This is a genomic window from Pseudomonas viciae (genome assembly GCF_004786035.1).
GTDB classification, from domain to species: Bacteria; Pseudomonadota; Gammaproteobacteria; order Pseudomonadales; family Pseudomonadaceae; genus Aquipseudomonas; species Aquipseudomonas viciae.
On record NZ_CP035088.1, the window covers coordinates 5754123 to 5777061 of the forward strand.

Annotated in this window: 17 protein-coding genes; 13 read left to right on the forward strand and 4 right to left on the reverse strand. The window is 59.1% G+C overall.

Translation table 11 applies throughout. The annotated features are described in order from the left end of the window. Nucleotides 1-159: 159 nt before the first annotated feature. Nucleotides 160-2598, reverse strand: coding sequence for a Lon protease family protein (locus EPZ47_RS25580; protein WP_135847252.1), 2439 nt, complete (start codon nucleotides 2596-2598; stop codon nucleotides 160-162). Between the two features lie 290 nt (nucleotides 2599-2888). Here EPZ47_RS25580 and EPZ47_RS25585 point away from each other — a divergent pair, with 290 nt between their 5' ends. From EPZ47_RS25585 to lanM, 7 genes are all read left to right on the forward strand, one after another. Further along, the gene (locus EPZ47_RS25585; protein WP_135847253.1) at nucleotides 2889-3377 is read left to right on the forward strand and encodes a DUF3015 domain-containing protein; all 489 of its coding nucleotides are present in this window, start codon (nucleotides 2889-2891) and stop codon (nucleotides 3375-3377) included. An 88-nt stretch (nucleotides 3378-3465) separates the two neighbouring features. Then, on the forward strand, nucleotides 3466-5319 hold the full coding sequence (locus EPZ47_RS25590; RefSeq protein WP_135847254.1) for an Lnb N-terminal periplasmic domain-containing protein: 1854 nt from the start codon (nucleotides 3466-3468) through the stop codon (nucleotides 5317-5319). A 112-nt stretch (nucleotides 5320-5431) separates the two neighbouring features. Continuing rightward, nucleotides 5432-5788 carry a hypothetical protein gene (locus EPZ47_RS25595; protein ID WP_135847255.1) on the forward strand — a complete coding sequence of 119 codons (357 nt, stop codon included), beginning with the start codon at nucleotides 5432-5434 and terminating at the stop codon, nucleotides 5786-5788. A gap of 72 nt (nucleotides 5789-5860) precedes the next feature. Next, nucleotides 5861-6352, forward strand: a complete 492-nt coding sequence (locus EPZ47_RS25600; protein WP_135847256.1) for a GreA/GreB family elongation factor — start codon at nucleotides 5861-5863, stop codon at nucleotides 6350-6352. 226 nt (nucleotides 6353-6578) lie between these two features. Further along, a complete protein-coding gene (locus EPZ47_RS30275; protein ID WP_178084280.1) occupies nucleotides 6579-6722 on the forward strand; it encodes a hypothetical protein in 144 nt (47 codons plus the stop codon). Nucleotides 6723-6882: 160 nt separating this feature from the next. Continuing rightward, nucleotides 6883-7041: a hypothetical protein gene (locus tag EPZ47_RS30280; protein WP_178084281.1), complete on the forward strand. Its 159-nt coding sequence runs from the start codon at nucleotides 6883-6885 to the stop codon at nucleotides 7039-7041. Nucleotides 7042-7125: 84 nt separating this feature from the next. After that, complete coding sequence (gene lanM, locus EPZ47_RS25605; protein WP_135847257.1) at nucleotides 7126-10203, forward strand: type 2 lanthipeptide synthetase LanM; 3078 nt, start codon at nucleotides 7126-7128, stop codon at nucleotides 10201-10203. Nucleotides 10204-10378: 175 nt separating this feature from the next. On the opposite strand, the gene ettA is transcribed toward lanM, so the two are convergent. Beyond that, nucleotides 10379-12043, reverse strand: a complete 1665-nt coding sequence (ettA, locus tag EPZ47_RS25615; RefSeq protein WP_135847259.1) for an energy-dependent translational throttle protein EttA — start codon at nucleotides 12041-12043, stop codon at nucleotides 10379-10381. A gap of 271 nt (nucleotides 12044-12314) precedes the next feature. Between ettA and EPZ47_RS25620 the strand changes: the two genes are divergently transcribed. The 6 genes from EPZ47_RS25620 (at nucleotide 12315) to EPZ47_RS25645 (ending at nucleotide 21422) form a co-directional block, all read left to right on the forward strand. Beyond that, nucleotides 12315-16163 (forward strand): sensor domain-containing protein, encoded by a 3849-nt coding sequence (locus tag EPZ47_RS25620; protein ID WP_135847260.1) that lies wholly within the window; start codon nucleotides 12315-12317, stop codon nucleotides 16161-16163. Nucleotides 16164-16306: 143 nt separating this feature from the next. Beyond that, on the forward strand, nucleotides 16307-17560 hold the full coding sequence (gene glyA, locus EPZ47_RS25625) for a serine hydroxymethyltransferase (RefSeq protein WP_135847261.1): 1254 nt from the start codon (nucleotides 16307-16309) through the stop codon (nucleotides 17558-17560). A 224-nt stretch (nucleotides 17561-17784) separates the two neighbouring features. After that, nucleotides 17785-18324 carry a hypothetical protein gene (locus EPZ47_RS25630; RefSeq protein WP_135847262.1) on the forward strand — a complete coding sequence of 180 codons (540 nt, stop codon included), beginning with the start codon at nucleotides 17785-17787 and terminating at the stop codon, nucleotides 18322-18324. Nucleotides 18325-18629: 305 nt separating this feature from the next. Beyond that, the gene (locus EPZ47_RS25635; protein ID WP_135847263.1) at nucleotides 18630-19943 is read left to right on the forward strand and encodes a C4-dicarboxylate transporter DctA; all 1314 of its coding nucleotides are present in this window, start codon (nucleotides 18630-18632) and stop codon (nucleotides 19941-19943) included. Nucleotides 19944-20002: 59 nt separating this feature from the next. Beyond that, a complete protein-coding gene (locus EPZ47_RS25640) occupies nucleotides 20003-20707 on the forward strand; it encodes a FadR/GntR family transcriptional regulator (protein ID WP_135847264.1) in 705 nt (234 codons plus the stop codon). Nucleotides 20708-20729: 22 nt separating this feature from the next. Continuing rightward, complete coding sequence (locus tag EPZ47_RS25645; RefSeq protein ID WP_135847265.1) at nucleotides 20730-21422, forward strand: GntR family transcriptional regulator; 693 nt, start codon at nucleotides 20730-20732, stop codon at nucleotides 21420-21422. Nucleotides 21423-21568: 146 nt separating this feature from the next. Here the strand turns inward: EPZ47_RS25645 and yjiA are convergent, their stop codons facing one another. Continuing rightward, nucleotides 21569-22537 (reverse strand): GTPase, encoded by a 969-nt coding sequence (gene yjiA / locus EPZ47_RS25650; RefSeq protein ID WP_135848071.1) that lies wholly within the window; start codon nucleotides 22535-22537, stop codon nucleotides 21569-21571. Between the two features lie 203 nt (nucleotides 22538-22740). After that, nucleotides 22741-22938 carry a YbdD/YjiX family protein gene (locus EPZ47_RS25655; RefSeq protein ID WP_003182142.1) on the reverse strand — a complete coding sequence of 66 codons (198 nt, stop codon included), beginning with the start codon at nucleotides 22936-22938 and terminating at the stop codon, nucleotides 22741-22743. Nucleotide 22939 lies beyond the last annotated feature (1 nt).

Below are 22939 nucleotides of genomic sequence, written 5' to 3' on the forward strand. Positions count from 1 at the left end.
ACCCGAAATAATGTGGGAGCGAGGTCTGTGGGAGCAAAGCTTGCTCGCGATGACGCCCTCACAGACAACACCTTTGTTGGCTGTAAAACCGCTATCGCGAGCAAGCTTTGCTCCCACAGACTCGCTCCCACATTGGACTTACTAACGATCAGGAAAGCATCAAGCCGGCTTCGCCTCCACCAATGCCTGCTGCGCCAGTTCCTTTTCCGCTTCCTTGATGTCGTCTTCGCTGATCATCTCCGCAATGACTCGCAGTCGCTCCACCACCCGGGCGTTGACGCTGCCCTCCGGGAATTCGCCGTTTTCATCCGGCTCACCGGCAGGCTCACCCACCAGCAGGCTCAGGGCTTCGTCGGCCTGGCGCACGGCGTAGACGTGGAACTGCCCGGCGCGTACGGCGGCCAGCACTTTCTCGTCAAGCATCAGGGTGGCGACGTTGGCCTGGGGAATGATCGCCCCCTGCTCACCGGTCAGCCCACGGGCTTCACAGAGGCGGAAGAAGCCTTCGATCTTCTCGTTGACCCCACCCACTGCCTGCACTTCACCGAACTGGTTGATCGAGCCGGTGATGGCGAAGCACTGCTTCAACGGCGTTTTCGACAAGGCCGAAATCAGCGTGCACGCCTCGCCCAGGGACGCGCTATCGCCGTCCACATAACCGTAGGACTGCTCCAGGGCGATGCTGGCCGAGATCGCCAACGGGAATTCCTGGGCATAACGACTGCCCAGGTAACCGGTGAGAATCATCACGCCCTTGGAGTGGATCGGCTGGCCGAGGTTGACCTCCCGCTCGATGTCCACGATACCGCTGCCGCCGGGATACACCGTGGCGGAGATCCGCGCCGGTACACCAAAGGCCGAGTCGCCCACTTCCAACACCGTCAAGCCGTTGCACTTGCCCACGGCCGCGCCATCGGTGTCGATCAGGATGATCCCCGCCAGCATGTCGTCGAGGATCCGCGCCGAGACACGCCCGGTGCGCGTGGCCTTGGCCTTGAGCGCGCGTTCGATATGGCCGGCGTCGGTCATCTCGTCACCGGCCAGCTGGCGAATGAAATCCGCCTCGCTGACCAGTTGGAACAAGTCGCCGATACGCGCCGACAAGCGTCCCTGGTGTTCGGCCAGCCGGGCACTGTAAGTGGCCAGGCGCGCCACCGCATCGGCGGTCAGCGGGGCCATGCCCTCTTCCGAAGTGCGGGTCTTGAGCAACTGGGCGAACTGCTCCAGGCTCTCGTCGCCCATCGGGATGTCTTCGTCGAAATCCACCAGCACGCGAAACATTTCCTGGAAGTCCGGATCCAGGTCCTGCAAGGCGTAGTAGAGCTGGCGGGCGCCGATAATCACGACCTTGACCTGTAACGGAATGTGCTGCGGTGTCAGGGTCACCGTGGCCAACCGACCGAGTTCCCCCAGCGGCGACTCCATTTTCAGCTTGCGCGATTGCAGGGCACGCTTGAGCGCATCCCATACGAACGGCTCGCCGAGCATTTTTTCCGCTTCAAGAATCAGGAAACCGCCATTGGCCCGGTGCAAGGCGCCCGGACGCAGCTGTCGGTAGGTGGTGTAGAGCGCGCCCTGGTCGGTGCTGTATTCGATGCGGCCGAACAGGTTGTCGTAGGTCGGGTGTGGCTCGAACACCACGGGCGCGCCACCGCTGGACGGATGACCGACCACCAGGCTCGGGGCGTATTGCTCTTCCAGCAGCTTGCGGGCGATGGCGTCAGTCTTGCTGTCGTCCACCAATTGCTCGACCACGGTCTTGAGCAGATAGACCTGCATCGCTTGCAGGTAGCCACAGACGGCCGCGTTCTCGGCGTACTTTTCCGACAATGGCGCCAGCAACGGTTGCAGGGCCAGGGTGATGGTTTCTTCGTTGAGATGGCGCAACTGGTTGCTCGACTCGCGCTTCCACTGCGGCAGGCTGGCGAGCTCTTCGTTCAGGCGCTCTTCCAGGGTCGAGATGTCATCATGGAAACGCTCGCGCTCGGCCTCGGGCAATTGGGCAAATTCCGCCTCATCCAGGGCTTTGCCGTCGCTCATTGGCGTGAAGGCGATGTTGCTGCTGTCACGGTACAGCGCGACATCCTTCTCCAGCGCCAGGCGTTCGATCACATCGAGGGCTCGGTCGTAGCGCTGGTTGAAGGCGCGGTCGATGGCGCTTTTTTTCTGCTGGTAGGACGGGTGCTCGAACACCGCCGGGAAGGTTGCCAGCAGGTTGTCGATCAGGCCGTTGATGTCGGTGATGAACGCACCCGCGGTGCCCGACGGCAGTTCCAGGGCACGGGGTTCGCGGGGCTCATCGAAGTTGTTGACGTAGACCCAGTCAGCCGGGGTCTGCAGGCGCTTGCCTTCGGCCTTGAGGTAGCGTTTGACGAACGAAAACCGGCCAGTGCCGGGCTCTCCCATCACAAATACGTTGTAACCGGGGCGCGGCATGGCCACGCCGAACTGCAAGGCTTCGACCGCACGTTCCTGGCCAAGCACACCGCGGAAGGGCTCCAGATCATTGGTGGTAGAGAAGCTGAACTGTTCAGCGGAAAACGGACGAGTCAGCGCTTCGGGCGCTAGACGCAAGCTGGCAGCAACAGGATCAGGCATCGGGCTTCCTTACATCAGGCGGGGCAGATAGCGGCATTCTGGCGCCGCCTGTACCTGACTGGCAAGGAGCGCCTCAGGCCAAAGCATAGTCGAGGGGTACAGCCCGGGCCGGACCCGGTAAATTCATGACTTAAAGGATAGTTTTTGCAAAATGTCACGGAACCCTCGGATCGTGCCTAAACTCCAAATTGCGCGGCTGGAACAATAACCGGCCCACTGGCGCCTCCCCCAACAGGAACGAAGGTGCCAGACCCTGTCCATTTTGGTATGCACATAAAGAGAACATAGCTATGAAACGGATTCTTCTCGGTACTCTCTTCACCGCTGTATCCATCAACGCCATGGCTCAGGCACCGGGTGGCCCGGACTGCGGCTGGGGCAACATGCTGTTCGAAGGCCAGCGTGGCACCCCGGCACACTTCCTGGCCTCCACCACCAACGGCACCTCCGGTAACGCTACCTTCGGCATGACGTCCGGCACCAACGGTTGCTCGACCAACGCGGCACTGACCTACGGTGGCAAGTCCTGGCTGGCCATGAATGGCATGATGAACGAGCTGTCCGAAGACATGGCCAAGGGTCAGGGCGAAGCGCTGACCACCTACGCCGTGGTACTGGGCGTGGCGCCGGAAGATCGCGCACATTTCTCCGCCGTTACCCACGAGCACTTCCAGCAGATCTTCAGCAAGGCTGACGTGACCGCGGAAGACGTGCATACCAACACCCTGGCCGTGCTGAAAAGCGACCCTCGCCTGGCCAAGTACGCGCCTCAAGCTTAAGCTCGATGCCACTCGCTCCTCTCGGGGAGCGGGTTTTCTTTTTGGGGCCCCTGCGGTCTTTATTTTTCGACTTTCCAAGTAGCCGACTATGCTCAAACGCCTTGCCTGGCTGGCACTCTGTGTGTGCGCCCCGCTGTCCGCCGCGCCTCATGTCGACCCTCAACGTTTGCAGCAACTGGCCAATGACCGATTCTGGATTTCCCTGGGCCATTACGAAACCGCCAAGCTGGGTGGCTGGCGCAGCTATGTCAGCGACAAAAAATTCTTCCTCGCGCCCGACGGCAACGAACACCCCGACCGTGAACTGAGCGCCACGCTGAACGCCTTGTACGGCCCGGCCAGCGCCGGCCAACAACACGCCCAATGCGTGTACCCGGCGCGTACTCGCTGGCTGAAGGCGCAGCTCAACTTGACCGACCTGCCGGCCATCAACTGCAGCGAATTCAATCAATGGTTCAAGGACGTGTCGCCCCACAGTGCGGTGATGATTTTCCCCGCTGCGTACCTGAACAGCCCGTCCTCGATGTTCGGTCACACCTTGCTGCGCATCGACCAGGCCGACGTGCAGACCGACAAGACCGCCCTGCTCAGCTATGCGATCAATTTCGGCGCCTACATCGAAGGCTCCGACAACAGCATCCTTTACGCCTGGAAAGGCTTGATGGGCGGTTATCCCGGCCTGTTCGCCCTGGTGCCATACCAGGAAAAACTCTCCGAGTACCGTAGCCTGGAGAACCGCGACCTGTGGGAATACCGCCTGAACCTGAGCCAGACGGAAACCGAGCGCATGGTCGAGCACGTCTGGGAACTCAAGCAGATTCAGTTCGATTATTTTTTCTTCGACGAAAACTGTTCCTATCGCTTGCTGGAATTGCTGCAAGTGGCTCGCCCCAGCCTGCGCCTGACCGAACAATTCCCGCTGACGGCGATTCCCACCGACACCGTCAAGGCGGTGAAAGAAGCCGGGCTGGTGGAAAGTATCCAATATCGCCCTTCCCGCGAACGGGAGTTGCTCAGCCGCGCCGAACCGCTCAGCGACGATGAGCAGCAATGGGTGCTAAAGGTCAGCGCCGACCAGCAGCAACTGCAAACCCCTGAATTCAAGGCACTGCCGCGCGCACGCCAGGCTCTGATCATCGATGCGGCTTATCGTCTGGAGCGCTATCGGGCCAACGGCCAGGAGCGCGATCCACAACGCTCCCAGCGCAGCTTCGAATTGTTGCGGGCGATCAACCAGAACCCCGCGCCAGAGCTGGACATCCCGCAACCTGGCCTGCCCGAGAATGGTCATGAGTCGCGCACCTGGCAGGCCGGCCTCGGCACGCGAGGCGACCGGGCGTTTGGCGAGTATGGCTTGCGCATGGCCTACCACGACCTCAACGACAACGGCGAGAGCTTCCCACTGGGCGCGCAGATCGAGATCCTGCAACTGAAACTGCGCCAGTACGAAGGCAATGACTGGCAAGTGCAGCAACTGGACCTGGCGACCATTCGCTCCCTGACCCCGCGCAACGAGCTGCTGCAACCGCTGTCCTGGCAGGTCACCGGCGGCCTGGAGCGGGTGCCGGGCAAGCACGATGATGAAACCCTGGTCAGCCACGTCAGCGGCGGCGCCGGTGGTACCTGGGCGCTGGGCGAAGATATGCTGGGCTTTGCCCTGGGCACGGTGCGCGTCGAGCACAACAACGACTTCGCCCAGTTCATCGCCCCGGCCGCGGGCTTCAACAGCGGCGTGCTATGGAAAAACCCGCTGGGCAACCTGAGCCTGGAAGCCAAGGGTGATTATTTCGTCAACGGCGAAGTGCGTCGTAGCCTGAGCCTGAATCAACAGTGGGAGTTGTCCCGCAACCTCGGCTTGCGCTTGAGTGCCCAGCGGGAGTTCAGCCAACTGGCCTCGCCGGAGAACGAGGTGATGCTCGAGGTGAAGTGGTATCACTATTGACCCAGGCCGCACGGGCAAAACGACAAACAGATTAATCACAGTGCTTTCACGTCGGCCTGACGAATCCGCTTCTAGACTTCTCGCATAAGTGGACGCGGCAGGACGGCAGAAAATGAGGCGCGTGGCAGTGGTACTGGGTGTGTTGATGTTGCTCGGCGGCTGTGAAACCACCCATGAAGACCTGATCGCCCGAGGTTATCCACCGGCGTTTGCCGACGGTTACGACGACGGTTGCAGCAGTGGACGACAAGCCGCTGGGGTGATCACCGGCCAGTTCAGGAAAGACGTACCGCGTTATCTCAAGGATGCACGCTACGCTGAGGGCTGGAGCGATGGTTTCCGCCAGTGCCAGGCCATGCGCGAAAGCGAGGAGCGGAACGCCTATCGCGAACGCCATTGGGACGAGCGCGAACGGGCCTGGCAGCAACAAAAAGATCAGGACGCCGCCCGGGCTTATCGCTCGCAGTGAGTCGCCTGCAGACATCCGTTGAAACCAAAAGCCTGGGACCATGGCCCAAACTCCAATGAGAGGAGCAATTCCATGAGTCGTGCCTTCGTCAACGAAGACAATGCCGCTGCCCAGGCCGATCAGCCGGTCGAACGCCAGGTCAGTGCGCAAGCCAATTACGTCACCCCCGCCGGACTCGCCCAATTGCAGGCCCGGGTCGCCGAATTGCAGGCGCTGCACAGCCAGCAGACGGCCAGAGGGGACCAGGCAGACAAGCAGCGCATCGCGGACATTGAAAGGGATCTGCGCTATTTCAACCAGCGTTTGCAAAGCGCGCAAGTCGTTGCGCCAACTTCATCCGATCAAGTGCGGATCGGACATTGGGTGACCTTTGTCGACGAGCATGATCACGAACAGCGCGTGCAACTGGTCGGTGAGGACCAGGCCGATGCGGCCAGTGGACTGATCAACTGGGGCTCGCCGCTGGGGCGAGCGTTGTTGGGAGCGAAGGCAGGGGATGAAGTGATCTGGGAACGACCGCTGGGGAATCTCGCCATTGAAGTCATTGCGATAGCGCTTGATTAAGCGACGCTTGTTAAGTGCACCGATAAAACATTTCAAATGTTTCCCATCATCAAAAGGATCGGATAAATAGCTTTAGCACTAGAGCGTGACGACAGCAGATTACATGCCTGTAGCAGCATGTAACTGCAACATAAGGTCATAACGACAAGTTGGTGTTAAATCAGGGGCGTGCTACTGTTTTTTCCGCACCAAAACAGGTGCGCGACAACAGTAGAGGAGAAACATAATGAGCGAACAAATACTGGCAATGTCAGGTGACTTCGACGGTGACTTCAAGTCCTACCAACAAGTTAACAGCCTTGGCATTGAGTCAGCAGCGCTGACCATTGTCGAGTGCGGCACCACAGAGTGCACCGCTCTTTTGTGCTAACCCCTACCCTTTTCAAAGTCACCATGCAACACGACTTTGACACCCCTAATCCAACTTATAAAAAACTTCATTTTACATCCTACAGCTCGGGCGCAATGACTGGCTTCCGATTGACCACAAGTCACTGTACGCGATGTTTAATCATTGATGAGGAAATACCATGAGCGAAAAAATCCTGAACATGTCCGGTGACTTTTATCTCGAATTCGACGCTTACCAAGCGCCCGCCAACAACATCGGCGGAATGCTGGTAACAACAATGGAATGCAATACCTTTGGAACGTGCACCGCCATTGAATGTTCAACAATTATGTGTTAATCCCGGTTAGCTTATCACCATACAGGCAACACTTTTAAACATAGAGCAGGCATCGCCTGCTCTATCCATGCCAGGAGCTACGGCATGCTTGTTAACGCTTTGAAGTTAGATCAGCGTGGGAAGTACAGATATTCTTCCGACGGCGACATCGCCCTTTTTGAAAACAACCTGACCCGTCTGCATGCTGACGACCAAACCTTGCTGAATCACTTTGGGTTGAACAGGGAGCAGCTGCTCTCCTATATCAAGGAACCTATCAACCAGCAGTGCTTGCCCGCCGATGGCGAAACCGCCTTGAACGCCCTTAGGGATAAGCTTGCTCGCCTCGACAGCATTAATGTCGAAACAAAAGAAAGCTCAGGCGGCACGGGTAATTTTTATTGGTTCAGCTATCGTTTTTTTCTTTATTTCGTCGACACCTTCAAGGCAGATGAGCGCTATTTGAATGCGTCAACGCACATTGATGAACCCGCGTTGTTTGCAAGCCTTGAACGCTATGTCCTGGCCCGGGTTGAACGCACGGCGGAGCAGAGCCTGGTCCATTATTTGAATACACGGATTGCGAACGCTGATGACATTGACTTGAACGGATTCAATGAGCATCTGCGCACGTTGCCGCTGCTGAAATTTTTCGAATCCTACCCAGTGCTGGCGACACTGCTGTTTGATCTGCTGGAAGACACCCTCCATTACCTTTATGCAGTCATTCACAACTTCGCCGACGATGCTGAAGCGCTGGTGCGGGAATTTTCGATCCCGTCCCGGAAAATCGAAGCTATCGAGCTTGGCCTGGGTGACCCCCATGGTCGCGGCGAAACGGTCTGCCAAGTCAAAATCAGCACGACTTCATTGGTCTACAAGCCAAGAGCAAACCGGGAGGCGATTTTTTTCTATGGTCTTCTTGGACAGTTGCGTGAGTGGACCGGCGCGGATTGTTTTTCTATCCACACCCCAAGGATCCTCAGCCGCGAGCGACATAGCTGGGTAGAGAAAATCGACAACCTACCTTGTGACAGCGAAGCGGACGTTGGACTGTTCTATGAAAAAATGGGGGCACAAATAGCCGTCATCCATGCATTGAATGGGATCGACTTTCACTACGAAAACATTATCGCGTGCGGCAACAGTCCGGTCATGATTGACCTCGAGTGTTTGTTCACGGCTTCCACCAGCGACCTGCTCACTGACCTGCCCGCTGGCTGCGCACTGTCCAATAGCTTTAAATTGGTCCAGCGGTCGATATGTTCCAGCGGCTTCGTACCCTTTTCACAGCAACTCAATAACGACCAAAGCGGTCTGACCCGACAAGCGCTATTTATCTCGACCCGCCATTCCCTGGTTTTCGACGGTGGCTTTTACCATCTGCGTAAAGTCGAATTCGAACACCACCTGATGCAAAAACACTTGCCGCTTTTGCAGGGTGAGCGCAAGGGGGCCCAAGCTTATAAAGCAGAGCTTCTCCAAGGCTTTGAATATGCCTATGGCGGACTCATGGTTCACCGGCACGCGATCATGCAGAAGCTTGAACAAGCCGCAGGCGAACTGTCGACCCGGGTGTTGCTGAAAAACTCTCAACGCTACGCTGACTTCATCGGGCTGATCCGTCACCCACGTTTTATGCAAAACATGCTCGACAGAGAACTTCTGCTCGCGACCTTGTGGAAAGATTTGAAAGAACCCTATCGGGAAAAGGGCATTCCCCGCTATGAAATAGCCGACCTGCAAAGGTCCAGCATTCCGTGCTTTACCATGCCGCTGAACGCCAACTATTTTACGAGCGCACAGGGTGAAACAATACCGATGGCGGCCGTGAAGCCCCCGCTGGAAAGCTGCCTACAGAAAATAGCCAACCTGTCCCACAAAGACTGGGCCTTGCAACGCACCTTGCTCGAAATCTGTTTGTTCCCAGAACCGAATGGACATCCGCCATCGCTTATCAAGCAAACGCTGGCGAACCTTGAAAAGAAGCCCCTCGACGCGATTCTGAGCATCAGTTCCCGCCTCGAGGAACTCGCGATAGTGGGCGCAGCAGAGGATGTAAGCTGGCTGTCTTTCCATATGCACCCCACGACGCAGAGAAAATACCCGTCGCCAATGGATCACGGGGTGTACTCCGGCATCGCCGGGATTGGCTTGTTTTACCTGAGCCTGTTTAAAGTGAGCGGCAAACCGCGCTTTCTATCGTGCCTGGATCAGGTCCTGGACTCACTGGAACAACGCTTCGGCTTTTTCAAAACCGATTTGACGGTCAGTGCGTATCACGGGCTGGGGGCTTACATCTATCTGCTCATCAATCGTCGCCAGGTCACTGGAGACGCCAGTCACGATGAAAAAATTGCCGGCCTGCTGACCCAGCTGATTGAAGTGCCTCCTGAACACTATGATTTCGACTTCCTGGGAGGTTGTTGTGGTGCGGTGACACTGCTGGCCAATATCCATGCGTTATCGGTACAGGAGGACGTGTTGCCGGCCATACAACGCATGGTCGACTACATAAAAGACCAAATCCTGATTGAAGATGGCCAGCTTCTACGACGCGATGACCGCTCTGTCATTCTGACGGGCTTGTCCCACGGCCTCTCGGGCGTCATCCATGCCCTGTGCAAAGCCTATGACGTGACCGGCGATGCGACGCTGGTGCCTTTGGCCATCCAGGTACTCGAGGGTGAAAACCGCTTGAGTCGGGATGGTTTCTGGCTGGACCTGCGCAACCTCGGGCCGGCGGACCATACCTCCAAGTGGTGCCACGGCGACGGAGGCATCCTCATCGCCAGACGACAGCTCATGGAGTCGATGGGGGACGCCCTGGATGAAGCGACCAGGCAGACCGTGCTCGACGATATACAGCGATGCGAGAACAATCTCTGGCAACACGGGTTTGGCGAGGGCTACAACCTTTGCCATGGCGATTTCGGCAATCTGCTCTGCCTGTATGACCTGTATCGGCATTCAGATAACCCCGAGGGTATGAACAGAGTCAGAGAGGCACTTGACGAAGTCTCCCGGCAATTTTTCGAAGGGCCCTATCTCGACAGTGATCGGGTGCCCGATGTCAGTCTGTTGACTGGAATAACCGGTGCAGGCTATGCCTTGCTGTACCAGATGGATCCGACCCTTCCAAATATTCTTTCGCTCGATTTCGCGAAGCAATCCGCGGGATAAAAACAGCCACATACCTTGTGGGAGCGGAATTGCTCGCGAAAGCGCTGGGTCAGTCAACCACAATGCTTGCTTATCCGACGCCTTCGCGAGTAAGCCCGCTCCCACAGGGAATTTGCAGCGCCCATAAAAAAACGGAGCCTTCGAAGGCTCCGTTTTTTATGCAACTGACCGCGAATCAGGCCAGTTTCTTGTGCCGTACACGGTGCGGTTGGGCAGCCGCTTCGCCGAGGCGTTTCTTGCGATCGGCTTCGTACTCGGTGTAGTTACCTTCGAAGAACACCGCTTGCGAGTCGTCTTCGTACGCCAGGATGTGGGTCGCCACGCGGTCAAGGAACCACCGATCGTGGGAGATCACAATGGCGGCGCCCGGGAAGTCCAGCAGGGCTTCTTCCAGGGAACGCAGGGTTTCGACGTCGAGGTCGTTGGACGGTTCGTCGAGCAGCAGGACGTTGCCACCCTCCTTCAAGGTCAACGCCAGGTGCAAGCGACCGCGCTCACCACCGGACAGGTCCTTGACGAACTTCTGCTGGTCGCCGCCCTTGAAGTTGAAGCGGCCCACGTAGGTGCGCGACGGAATTTCATAGTTGCCGATGCGGATCTGGTCGGAGCCGTCGGAAATCTGCTGGAACACGGTCTTGCTGCCGTCCAGGTCTTCGCGGCTCTGGTCGACGCAGGCCAATTGCACGGTTTCGCCGATTTCGATGCTGCCCGAATCCGGTGTTTCCTTGCCCATCAGCATACGGAACAGCGTGGATTTACCCGCGCCGTTACCACCGATCACGCCGACGATGGCGCCTTTGGGCATGGAGAACGACAAGTTGTCGATCAGCACGCGGTCGCCATAGCCCTTGGAGACATTCTTGAATTCGATGACCTTGTCACCCAGGCGCGGACCGGCCGGGATGTAGATCTCGTTGGTTTCGCTGCGCTTCTGGAATTCCTGGGATTGCATTTCCTCGAAGCGTTGCAGGCGTGCCTTGGATTTGGACTGGCGGGCCTTGGCGCCTTTGCGCACCCACTCCAGTTCTTCCTTCATGGCTTTTTCATGGGCCGACTGCTGCTTGGATTCCTGGGCCAGACGATCGGACTTGGCTTCCAACCAGCCCGAATAGTTGCCCTCGTACGGAATACCCGCGCCGCGGTCGAGTTCCAGGATCCAGCCGGCGACGTTGTCGAGGAAGTAACGGTCGTGCGTGATCGCAACCACGGTGCCCGGGAAATCGTGCAGGAAGTGTTCGAGCCAGGCGACGGAGTCGGCGTCCAGGTGGTTGGTCGGTTCGTCGAGCAGCAGCATGTCCGGGGCGGACAGCAGCAGGCGGCACAGGGCTACGCGGCGTTTCTCACCGCCAGACAGGTGTTCGACCTTCGCGTCCCAGGCCGGCAGGCGCAACGCATCGGCGGCGACTTCCAACTGGCGCTCCAGGTTGTGGCCATCACTGGCCTGCAGGATCGCTTCAAGCTTGGCCTGCTCAGCGGCCAGCTTGTCAAAGTCGGCATCCGGATCGGCGTAGGCGGCGTAGACCTCGTCCAGGCGCGCCTGGGCGTCCTTGATCACGCTGACCGCTTCCTCGACCACTTCACGCACGGTCTTGGTCGGGTCCAGCTGAGGCTCCTGAGGCAGGTAGCCGATATTCAGGTCCGGCATCGGACGGGCTTCGCCGTCGAATTCGTTATCGACCCCGGCCATGATTTTCAGCAGCGTGGACTTACCCGAGCCGTTGAGGCCCAGCACGCCGATCTTGGCGCCGGGGAAGAACGAGAGTGAAATATTTTTCAGGATTTCCCGCTTCGGCGGAACAACTTTGCTCAGCCGATGCATGGTAAAGACGTATTGAGCCATGGTGAACCTAGCGTCAGTGACAGGTGAAAAGAACGAGCCAGGCCATGCGCGGCGCCGGCACTTGATGGTCATCAATGCCTGCGGGCGGATAGAGCCTGGGAATCTGGAGCTGGAACGCTCTTGTTTGACCGGCAAAGCTACCTCAACCGTCGGTCAAGGTCCAGCCGCCAGGGACTGGCACTTTGCCACAAGTCAAGGCATGCTAGCCGCCCTTCGGGCGTCCGGCTTATAGTGCGTGTCGCGCCAGTCCAGCAAACCGCAGGATTACAGCTTGTCCAACGTCACGCCGCCCCTGTCCCCACGCGCACCGACTGCTGTGCCCGGCTCCCCCCTGCGCGGGACACTGAAGAGCGCACTGGCCACGCTGGTGCTGCTGTTGCTCGGATTGCTCTTCTGGCAGTTGCTCGACCAACTGCGCGAAACCCAGCAGCAACAGCGCCAGTACACCATCGAATACACCGCCGACCTGGCCGCGCAAGTCAGCCTGAACATGGCCCTGAACGCGCAAATCGCCCTCAATCTGCTACCGATCGTCGAGCAACCGCAAAGTACCGACGAACAGCAGGCCCTATTGCGCAAACTCCAGCAGTCGTTGCCCGATCTACGCAGCCTGGCGTTGCTGAGCCCGTCCGGCAAGGTGCTCAGCGACAGCGACCCCGCCAGCCGGGACGCCGACTACCTGGGTGAACTGGTACGCCGCAGCCGTGCCCAGGCGCACTATTTCAGCAATGCCGAAGACGGCTCCGTGGTGCATCTACTGTTGCATCAGGCCACCGGTAGCGGCCGGGGCTACTGGGCCCTGCGCCTGACCCCGAGCTTTTTCTCGACCCTGACCAAACAGGCCGATGTGGGCCTGCGCCCGCTGTGGCTGGTGGAAAACCGCCTCACCCAACAGATCATCAGTCGCGACGAGGGGCTGCCCTCGGCCAACGCCACCCGTCTATCGCCGGATGATCTGAGCAACACGGTGCTGACCGTGCCCTTGAGCAGCAGCGACTGGCAACTGCGCGGGCTATTCGACCGACGCCAGGTGCTCGAACAACTGCTACCGGCCTTCATCGGCAAATGCCTGCTGGGCCTGGCGTTTTCGCTGTTGCCGGTGATCGCGCTATTGAACATGCGCCGGCGCCAGCGCCAGTTGCACGAAGGTCGTCGGCGCTACCAGGATATTTTCGAAGGCACCGGCGTGGCCCTGTGCGTGCTTGACCTGTCGGGGCTCAAGGCATTTTTTGAGCAGGCCGGCCTGCACAATGGCGATCAATTGCGCACCTGGGTGGAACATCCGCACCAGCTCGAGCAACTGCGCCAGGAAATGCACGTCACCGAAGTCAATCAGATGGCGTTGAAGCTGCTCAACGTCGACACCTGCGAGCAGGCCTGGCAATTGCTGGTCGGCAAGGGGCAAGAAGGCAACAACCCGATTGGCTCGAAACTGCTCGAAGCGCTGCTCGACCCGCACAAACAACTGGAACTGGAAATCAAGCTCCAGGATGCCCACGGCCGCGATCAACACCTGTGGCTGGTCCTGCGCCTGCCGGAAAAACAGCAAGACTATAACGCCGTCATCCTCAGTATCAGCGACATCACCAGCCGCAAACTGATCGAGCTCTCGCTGCTTGAGCGAGAAGGCTTCTGGTCCGACGTGGTACGCACCGTGCCGGATCATCTTTACGTGCAGGACGTCATCAGCCAGCGGATGATCTTCAGCAACCATCACCTGGGCCAGACCCTGGGGTACGACCGCACCGAACTGCAACAGATGGGCGAATACTTCTGGGAAATCCTGCTGCATAACGAAGACGCCGATCATTACCACTGCCTGCGCCAGCAGCAACGGCAGGCCGGTTATGCCCAATTGCTGCAATGCCAGCTGCGCTTTCGTCATCGCAATGGCAAATGGCGGCGCTTCGATATTCGCGAGCAAGCCCTGGCCCGCGACCACTACGACCAGGTGACACGGATCATCGGCGTGGCCAAGGACATCACCGAACAGATCGAAGCCAGCGAATCGCTGCGTGACAGCGAACAACGCTACCGGATGCTCGCCGAAAGCATCAGCGACGTAATTTTCTCCACCGACAACAAGCTCTCGCTCAACTACGTCAGCCCATCAGTGCAAGCCGTGCTTGGCTATAACGCGGACTGGATCTTCCAGAACGGCTGGCAATCGACCATCGCCAATCCGCAGCAATTGACCGGCATCTATGCCCTGATGGAGCGGGTCAGCAAGGCCCTCGACAGTCCCGAGCAACTGGCCGAGCTGCGCAACCAGCTGCAGACCCAGCTGTTCCTGTTCGACTGCCTGCGTGCCGACGGACGCAAGATCCCCATCGAATTGCGGCTGGTGCTGGTGTGGGATGAACACGGCGCATTCGAAGGCGTGCTCGGCGTGGGCCGCGACATCAGTCAGCAGCGGCGCGCTGAAAAAGACCTGCGCATGGCCGCCACGGTATTCGAGCATTCGACCTCGGCGATCCTGATCACCGACCCGGCCGGCTATATTGTCCAGGCCAACGAAGCCTTCAGCCGTGTCAGCGGTTATGCGGTGTCGCAAGTGCTGGACCAGTTGCCCAACATGCTGACCGTCGACGAGCAACAGGAAGCTCACCTGCGCTACGTGCTCAAGCAGTTGCAGCAGCACAGCACCTGGGAAGGCGAAGTCTGGCTCAAGCGGCGCAATGGCGAGCACTACCCGGCGTGGGTCGGCATCACCGCCGTGCTGGATGACGAAGGCGACCTGGCCAGTTACGTGTGCTTCTTCAGCGACATCAGCGAACGCAAGGCCAGCGAGCAGCGGATCCATCGCCTGGCCTACTACGACGCCCTCACCCACCTGCCCAACCGCACGCTGTTCCAGGATCGCCTGCACACCGCGTTGCAATCGGCCGAGCGGCAGAAGAACTGGGTGGTGCTGATGTTCCTCGACCTGGACCGCTTCAAACCGATCAACGACTCCCTGGGCCACGCCGCCGGCGACCGGATGCTCAAGGAGATGGCCACGCGACTGCTCGGTTGCGTCGCCGATGACGACACCGTGGCGCGCATGGGCGGCGACGAATTCACCCTGTTGCTGCAACCGCGCGCCAGTCGCGAGATGGCACTGAACCGGGCGATTACCGTGGCCGAACAGATCCTCGCCAGCCTGGTCAGGCCATTCGTGCTCGAAGGTCGGGAGTTTTTCGTCACCGCCAGTATCGGTATCGCCCTGAGCCCTCAGGACGGCAACGAGCTGAGCCAGTTGATGAAAAACGCCGACACCGCCATGTATCACGCCAAGGAGCGTGGCAAGAACAACTTCCAGTTCTACCAGGCCGACATGAACGCCAGCGCCCTGGAGCGGCTGGAACTGGAAAGCGACCTGCGCCATGCCCTGGAGCAGAATGAGTTCGTGCTGTATTACCAACCGCAGTTCAGCGGCGATGGCAAACGTTTGACTGGCGCCGAAGCCCTGCTGCGCTGGCGCCATCCGCGACGCGGGTTGGTGCCGCCGGGGGACTTCATCCCGGTACTGGAGGAGCTCGGGCTGGTGGTGGATGTCGGTGACTGGGTCATCGACGAAGCCTGTCGGCAACTCAAGACCTGGCACCAGGCCAAGGTCCGGGTGCCGAAAGTCTCGGTCAATATTTCGGCCCGGCAGTTCTCCGACGGCCTGCTCGGCACGCGCATCGCCAACATCCTGCGCAGCACCGGTCTGCCGCCGGCTTGCCTGGAGCTGGAACTGACCGAAAGTATCCTGATGCGCGAAGTCAGTGAGGCGATGCAGATCCTGGCCGGGCTGAAGAACCTAGGCCTGAGCATCGCCGTGGATGACTTCGGCACCGGTTATTCGTCGCTCAACTACCTCAAGCAATTCCCCATCGATGTGCTGAAGATCGACCGCACCTTTGTCGACGGCCTGCCGTCCGGCGAGCAGGACGCCCAGATCGCCCGGGCGATCATTGCCATGGCCCATAGCCTCAACCTGGCGGTGATCGCCGAGGGCGTCGAGACCCACGAGCAGCTGGACTTTCTGCGCGAGCATGGCTGCGATGAAGTCCAGGGCTACCTGTTCGGCCGGCCGATGCCGGCCAATCGGTTTGAAGCGCAGTTCAGCAATGATGCGTTGTTCATGCTTGACTGAAAGCTCGCGAAGGGGCCGATCCGGGCACCGCTGAACGCTGCTTGAATCCCATTCGTCCGCGACATGATGTCCTTTCATATGCCTTCCAAAACCGGTTGGGTTAGAATGCCTCCCTTTTCTGCCCCCGATCCTTGAGGACCGCCATGTTCAGCCGTGATTTGACTATTGCCAAGTACGACGCCGATCTCTTTGCCGCCATGGAGCAAGAAGCTCAGCGCCAGGAAGAGCACATTGAGCTGATCGCTTCGGAAAACTACACCAGCCCTGCGGTGATGGAAGCTCAAGGCTCGGTACTGACCAACAAATACGCCGAAGGCTACCCAGGCAAGCGCTACTACGGCGGTTGCGAGTTCGTCGACGTGGTCGAGCAATTGGCCATCGACCGTGCCAAGGAACTGTTCGGTGCCGACTACGCCAACGTCCAGCCCCACGCCGGTTCCCAAGCCAACGCTGCCGTGTACCTGGCGCTGCTGTCGGCCGGTGACACCATCCTGGGCATGAGCCTGGCCCACGGCGGTCACCTGACCCACGGCGCCAGCGTTTCCTCCTCCGGCAAGCTGTACAACGCTATCCAGTACGGCATCGACGGCAATGGCCTGATCGATTACGACGAAGTCGAGCGTCTGGCCCTCGAGCACAAGCCGAAAATGATCGTGGCCGGTTTCTCTGCCTACTCGCAGATCCTCGATTTCCCACGCTTTCGCGAAATCGCCGACAAGGTCGGTGCCTATCTGTTCGTGGACATGGCCCACGTAGCAGGCCTGGTTGCCGCCGGCGTCTACCCGAACCCGGTGCCGTTCGCCGACGTGGTCACCACCACCACTCACAAGACCCTGCGCGGTCCACGTGGCGGCCTGATCCTGGCTCGCGCCAACGCCGACATCGAGAAGAAGCTGAACTCCGCCGTATTCCCGGGCGCCCAGGGTGGCCCGCTGGAACACGTGATCGCAGCCAAGGCGATCTGCTTCAAGGAAGCCCTGCAACCTGAGTTCAAGGCTTACCAGCAACAAGTGGTGAAAAACGCCAAGACCATGGCCGGCGTGTTCATCGAGCGCGGTTTTGACGTGGTGTCCGGCGGTACTGAAAACCACCTGTTCCTGCTGTCGCTGATCAAGCAAGACATCTCCGGCAAAGACGCTGACGCGGCGCTGGGCAAGGCGTTCATCACCGTGAACAAGAACTCGGTGCCAAACGACCCACGCTCTCCGTTCGTCACCTCGGGCCTGCGCTTCGGCACCCCAGCCGTGACCACCCGCGGTTTCAAGGAAGCCGAGTGCAAGGAACTGGCCGGCTGGATCTGCGACATCCTGGCTGACCTGAACAACGAAGCAGTGATCGACGCCGTTCGTGAGAAGGTCAAGGCTATCTGCAAGAAGTTGCCGGTATACGGCGCTTAATCAGCCCGCCAGACCGTAGTTAAAAAGGCCCGCATCGAAAGATGCGGGCCTTTTTTATTAGTCGTTAACCCGACAAGGCCAATTAACCAAGTTATCCGCACTCACATGCAACGCTCGCCACCGCACTTAACTTCCTGCAATACAGATAACACCACCGACAATCAATAAACCAATAACATCCACCTCGTTCCACCTCATAATTCAATACAGGATTCAATTATCACATGGACAGTGAACACTCTTTTCATGCAACACTTAATATGTTTGACGCCCACGTAAATCTACTTGAAACGCTGCATGGCAAACCCGCGATGGCGACCGTCAGTTCATTCAGCGGTGGATTCTTTACCGGCAAACCGCAAACCCATGATCACTCACACCTGCTCGGCATGCGCGCCGAAGCCCAGGCCGTGGACTGCATCCCATTGATGCTGCATTTCCAGCCTACGCCCAATGGCTACATCCTGACCCTGAAAAACCCCGGGGAATACTATAACAAACTGATTAGCAAGAGCTGGCTTGAAGTGCTTGGCGCACAGAATTCAAACACTGTTAATCCGACGCGTTTCATCCTTATCGATCATCAACAAAACATCATCACACGAAAAAGCATCAACACCCAGCACACCCCCATCTCGCTCATGACCGCGACTAATAAATATGTCGGCGGATTAAGAATGCGCGGGTCGCCTTATATTTATCTTGCCGAGACCGAAGAAAAGTCAAAGATAACTTTCATCTTGAGCCTGCGTGAAGGAGTGTAGGGTCCGCCCAAAAACATAAAACCAGGTAGCCCCTGTGACGAGAGGTTTGTCCCCTCGCCCCAGGGGCTGCGTCAGGTTGACCGGCTGCAAAATTTTTTTATTGGAAGAAAAGGCTCAAGCACAGGGGTTTCACACAACTGGTAAGACCGGTCAAGCCAAAACCCTACAATTCAGCTTGCATCCCCTGAAAAACAGCGCCTAGACTGCGCCTGCACTGGACAAACCGGTAAGACCACAATAATGAAGTCCTGACGCCAACGGCCCCAGCGCCGACGAACAAGGACACCGAACCAGGAATCCCTCCCATGCTCAAATGGTGCTCGCGGTCGATCTTCCTTCAAGTTGTCCTCGGACTGGTGCTCGGCATCGTCTGCGGGCTTACCCTTCCCGAATACTCTGCACAGCTCAAACCCCTCGGCGACGGCTTTATCAAGCTGATCAAGATGCTCATCGGCCTGATCGTGTTCTGCGTGGTGGTCAGCGGTATCTCCGGTGCCGGTGATCTGAAGAAGGTCGGACGCATCGGCCTCAAGTCGGTCATCTACTTCGAAATACTCACCACCATCGCCTTGGTCCTCGGTCTGGTGCTTGCCTTCAGTACGGGCATCGGCAGCGGGGCGAACATTCATCTGGAACAGCTCTCCAGCGCCGACATGGGTGATATCGCCCAGCGCGGCCAACACATGGTCACCACCACTCAGTTCCTGATGAACCTGATTCCGAGTTCGGTGATCGGTGCGTTCGCTGACAACAACATTCTGCAGGTGTTGGTGTTCTCGGTATTGTTCGGCAGTGCGTTGAATCTGGTGGGCGACGCGGCTTCGGGCATTTCTCGGTTGATCAACGAACTCAGCCACGTAATCTTTCGCATCATGGGCATGATCGTGCGCCTGGCCCCCATCGGAGTCTTCGGCGCCATTGCCTTTACCACCAGCAAATATGGCCTGGACTCACTGCAGCACCTGGGCAGCCTCGTCGGTCTGTTCTACCTGACCTGCATCGCTTTTGTCGCGGTGATCCTGGGCGTGGTCATGCGTGCGTCGGGCCTGCCAATGCTGCCGTTTCTCAAATACCTGCGCGAAGAGTTGCTCATCGTCCTCGGCACCGCTTCGTCCGACGCGGTGCTGCCACAGGTCATGCGCAAGCTCGAGCACCTCGGGATCGGCAGCTCCACGGTGGGCCTGGTGATTCCGACCGGCTACTCGTTCAACCTGGACGGTTTTTCGATCTATCTGACCTTGGCGATTGTCTTCATCGCCAACGCGACCGGCACGCCCCTGGCCATGAGCGATCTGTTGACCATCTTGCTGGTGTCGCTGATTACCTCCAAGGGCGCCCATGGGATTCCCGGCTCGGCGCTGGTGATCCTGGCCGCCACGTTGACCGCGATCCCGGCGATCCCGGTGGTCGGCCTGGTGCTGGTGTTGGCCGTGGACTGGTTCATGGGCATCGGTCGCGCACTGACCAACCTGATCGGCAACTGCGTGGCCACCGTGGCGATCGCCCGCTGGGAAAAAGACATCGATGTCCCGCGGGCGCGCAAGGTGCTGTCCGGCCAACAAGGCTATACCTTCCAACCCCGTAAACCGGTGGGCAGCGCCCATCATCAGCAATTCTGAAAGACCGCGATGCCGGCCCCTGAACCGGCATCGCCTGATTGATTTTCAAGGAGCCACATGTGATCAGTTCATCAACCGTCGTCAATTCCGTGGTGGAGAAACTCCGCGCCGCCCTCGCCCGGGGCCAATGGCGTTCGGGCGACATGCTGCCTGGCCAGCGTGAACTGGCCGAGCAACTGGGCATCAGCCGGCCAAGCCTGCGTGAAGCAGTGATTGTGCTGGAGACCCTGGGGCTGGTGCGCTCGATGCCCGGCAAGGGCGTGGTGGTGCTGGAGGCCACGGTCAGCGATACGCCCGGTGAGGGCAGTGCCATGGCCGGCGCGAGCCTGGAAGACGTGCTGCAACTGCGCTACACCCTGGAGCCCTTCATCGTCGGCCTTGTCGCCCAGTCCATCAGCAGCAAGGAGGTCGGCCAGTTGCGCCTGACCCTCATGGACATGCGCGAAGCCCTGGAAGCCAACGACAGCGACGCCTGCGCCAACGCCTACATTGCGTTTCATGAAGAGCTGTTTGCCCTGACGTCCAACCCGATCTTCCAGAATGTGGTCCAGCAGACCAGCAACGCCCTCAAGCAAAGCGCCGATGTCTTGCGCAACTCACCCGAGCACCTGGTCGAGCGTCTGGAAGAGAACGAAGCCGTGGTGCGCGCCATCCGTGGCAAAAACAGCGCCCAGGCCAGCGCCGAAATGCGCCGGCACATTCTCAGGGAAGGCCAGCGCATGGGCATCGAATTGAATATTCCGGACGACAACCTCGGCACTTGAGCCAAGGCCTGCGGAGACCGCCATGAATACTCTCGTTTCCCATCAACATAACCGCAACGTGCTGGCGGCCCTGCCCTTGCCCGGCCGGATCGGCAAACCGTCGGTGGACGATATCTACCCGCGCATCTTCGATGCCATTCTCGAACAACGCATTGCTCCGGCCAGCCGTTTCACCGAGGAAAGCCTGGGGGATGTATTCGGTGTCAGCCGCAGCATCATTCGCCGGGTGCTGGCCCGTCTGTCCCACCAGCAAGTGGTGATCCTGCGACCCAACCACCGGCCACAAGTCGCGGCGCCGGACCTGGAGCAAACCCGGCAGATCCTGCACGCCCGGCGCCTGACGGAACAAACCCTGGTGCGCCTGGCCTGCAAGACGCCGCAACCGCAGGATCTACGGCGCCTGCGGGAGCTGGTGGAACAGGAACAGCGTTGCCTGGATCGCGGCGAGCGCGGCCCGGCGATACGTCTGTCCGGCGAGTTTCACCTGCAATTGGCGGCCATGGCCGGTAACGCGCCATTGGCGCAATTCCTCGGTAGCCTGGTGCCATTAACCTCGCTGGCCTTGGCCCGGCACGAGATAAAGTCCCGCAGGCATTGCGCCTGGCAGGAGCATCTGGCGATCGTCGAAGCCGTGGAGGGCGGTAATGCCAATGAAGCGGCGCGGCTGATGGACGAGCATCTGGACCATCTGGAGCAAAAGCTGAAGATCAAATAGCTGTTGTGGCGAGGGAGCTTGCTCCCGCTCGGTTGCGCAGCAACCGCCAAAAAGCGAGGGCGGCTACGCCCACCAGCGGGAGCAAGCTCCCTCGCCACGAGAAGGTCTTTAGCCGCACATTGTTGATGGTCGCAGGCAAAGCGTCGTCAAAGTAGGATGGCTTCGAAGCCTGCGCGGATTTTTTCCTCGGGCAGCTCGTCGGCGATGAATACGATCACGCTTTCCCGGGGTTCATCCGGGGCCCATTCGGTGTCCCAATCGAAACCGTACAGCTTGAGCACGCCCTGGAACACCAACCGCCGCGATTCATTGGCGATGTTCAACACGCCCTTGTAGCGCAGCAACTGCTTGCCGTGCTCTTCCAGCAACTGGTTCATGAACTCGCTGAGCTTGTCGATATCCAGCGGCTTGTCGGTGCGCAGCACGAGGCTGCTGATGCGGTCGCCAGGGGTGGCCTTGCCGACCGGGCGCAGACTGAACCCCGCGCCCAGGTCGGCATTGAGATTGAAACCACGGATGTCGAGCAGCTCGGCCAGATCGATCTTGCCGTGTTCAACCACCCTGATCGGCGCCCGTCGGTTGATGCGCGTCAGACGCTCGCCAAGGACCTCGACCTGGGCCGCGTCCACCAGGTCGGTCTTGCTCAGAAGCAAGCGGTCGGCGAACCCGACCTGAGCCTGGGCGATGGCCTGGGCCAGGTGGACATCGGCGTGAGCAGCGTCCACCAGAGTCAGGATCCCGTCGAGTATGTAGCGCTCGCGCAGGTCCTCGTCGATGAAGAAAGTCTGGGCCACCGGCGCCGGGTCAGCCAGGCCGGTGCACTCGATGACCAGGCGATCGAAGGCGATCTCGCCGCTGTCCAGGCGCTCCAGCAGCAAGTACAGGGCCTTGGTCAGATCGGTGTGGATGGTGCAGCACACGCAGCCGTTGGCCAGTGTCATGACTTGCACCGGCTCGTCGCCCAGCAATTGGGTGTCGATACCGGCATCACTGAATTCGTTCTCGATCACGGCGATTTTCAGGCCGTGCTCGGCCTTGAGCAGATGACGCAACAGCGTGGTCTTGCCGGCGCCGAGGAAGCCGCTGAGGATGGTGACCGGGATGGGAGAGGACAACATGGTTCTCCTGTTTCGAAATTAAAAGAAGACCACAAGGGTTCTGTGGCGTATGCAAATGCTGAAACCAACCCAAAACAACTGTGGGAGCGGGCTTGCTCGCGAAAGCGCTGTGTCAGCCACATTATTTGCTAACTGACACTACGCCTTCGCGAACAAGCCCGCCCCCACAAGGGTTACATCATCCACCTGCAATCAGCGGATCAACAGCACTTGGGCCCGCCCTTGCCACCGTAACGGGCCTCCTGGCGCTCTCGAAAGAACGCCTCGTAGTCCATCATCGGCTTGTCCGGGTGCTTGGTTTGCATGTGCTCGACGTAGTTGTCGTAGTCGGGCATGCCGACCATCAGGCGCGCGGCCTGACCGAGGTATTTACCGAGGCGACTCAAGTCATTGAACATC

What these genes read in the sequence shown, in the direction of transcription:
- EPZ47_RS25580 (WP_135847252.1), bottom strand. Translation starts at nt 2,598, where the DNA reads ATGCCTGATCCTGTTGCTGCCAGCTTGCGTCTAGCGCCCGAAGCGCTG.
- EPZ47_RS25585 (WP_135847253.1), top strand. Translation starts at nt 2,889, where the DNA reads ATGAAACGGATTCTTCTCGGTACTCTCTTCACCGCTGTATCCATCAAC.
- EPZ47_RS25590 (WP_135847254.1), top strand. Translation starts at nt 3,466, where the DNA reads ATGCTCAAACGCCTTGCCTGGCTGGCACTCTGTGTGTGCGCCCCGCTG.
- EPZ47_RS25595 (WP_135847255.1), top strand. Translation starts at nt 5,432, where the DNA reads ATGAGGCGCGTGGCAGTGGTACTGGGTGTGTTGATGTTGCTCGGCGGC.
- EPZ47_RS25600 (WP_135847256.1), top strand. Translation starts at nt 5,861, where the DNA reads ATGAGTCGTGCCTTCGTCAACGAAGACAATGCCGCTGCCCAGGCCGAT.
- EPZ47_RS30275 (WP_178084280.1), top strand. Translation starts at nt 6,579, where the DNA reads ATGAGCGAACAAATACTGGCAATGTCAGGTGACTTCGACGGTGACTTC.
- EPZ47_RS30280 (WP_178084281.1), top strand. Translation starts at nt 6,883, where the DNA reads ATGAGCGAAAAAATCCTGAACATGTCCGGTGACTTTTATCTCGAATTC.
- lanM (WP_135847257.1), top strand. Translation starts at nt 7,126, where the DNA reads ATGCTTGTTAACGCTTTGAAGTTAGATCAGCGTGGGAAGTACAGATAT.
- ettA (WP_135847259.1), bottom strand. Translation starts at nt 12,043, where the DNA reads ATGGCTCAATACGTCTTTACCATGCATCGGCTGAGCAAAGTTGTTCCG.
- glyA (WP_135847261.1), top strand. Translation starts at nt 16,307, where the DNA reads ATGTTCAGCCGTGATTTGACTATTGCCAAGTACGACGCCGATCTCTTT.
- EPZ47_RS25630 (WP_135847262.1), top strand. Translation starts at nt 17,785, where the DNA reads ATGGACAGTGAACACTCTTTTCATGCAACACTTAATATGTTTGACGCC.
- EPZ47_RS25635 (WP_135847263.1), top strand. Translation starts at nt 18,630, where the DNA reads ATGCTCAAATGGTGCTCGCGGTCGATCTTCCTTCAAGTTGTCCTCGGA.
- EPZ47_RS25645 (WP_135847265.1), top strand. Translation starts at nt 20,730, where the DNA reads ATGAATACTCTCGTTTCCCATCAACATAACCGCAACGTGCTGGCGGCC.
- EPZ47_RS25655 (WP_003182142.1), bottom strand. Translation starts at nt 22,938, where the DNA reads ATGTTCAATGACTTGAGTCGCCTCGGTAAATACCTCGGTCAGGCCGCG.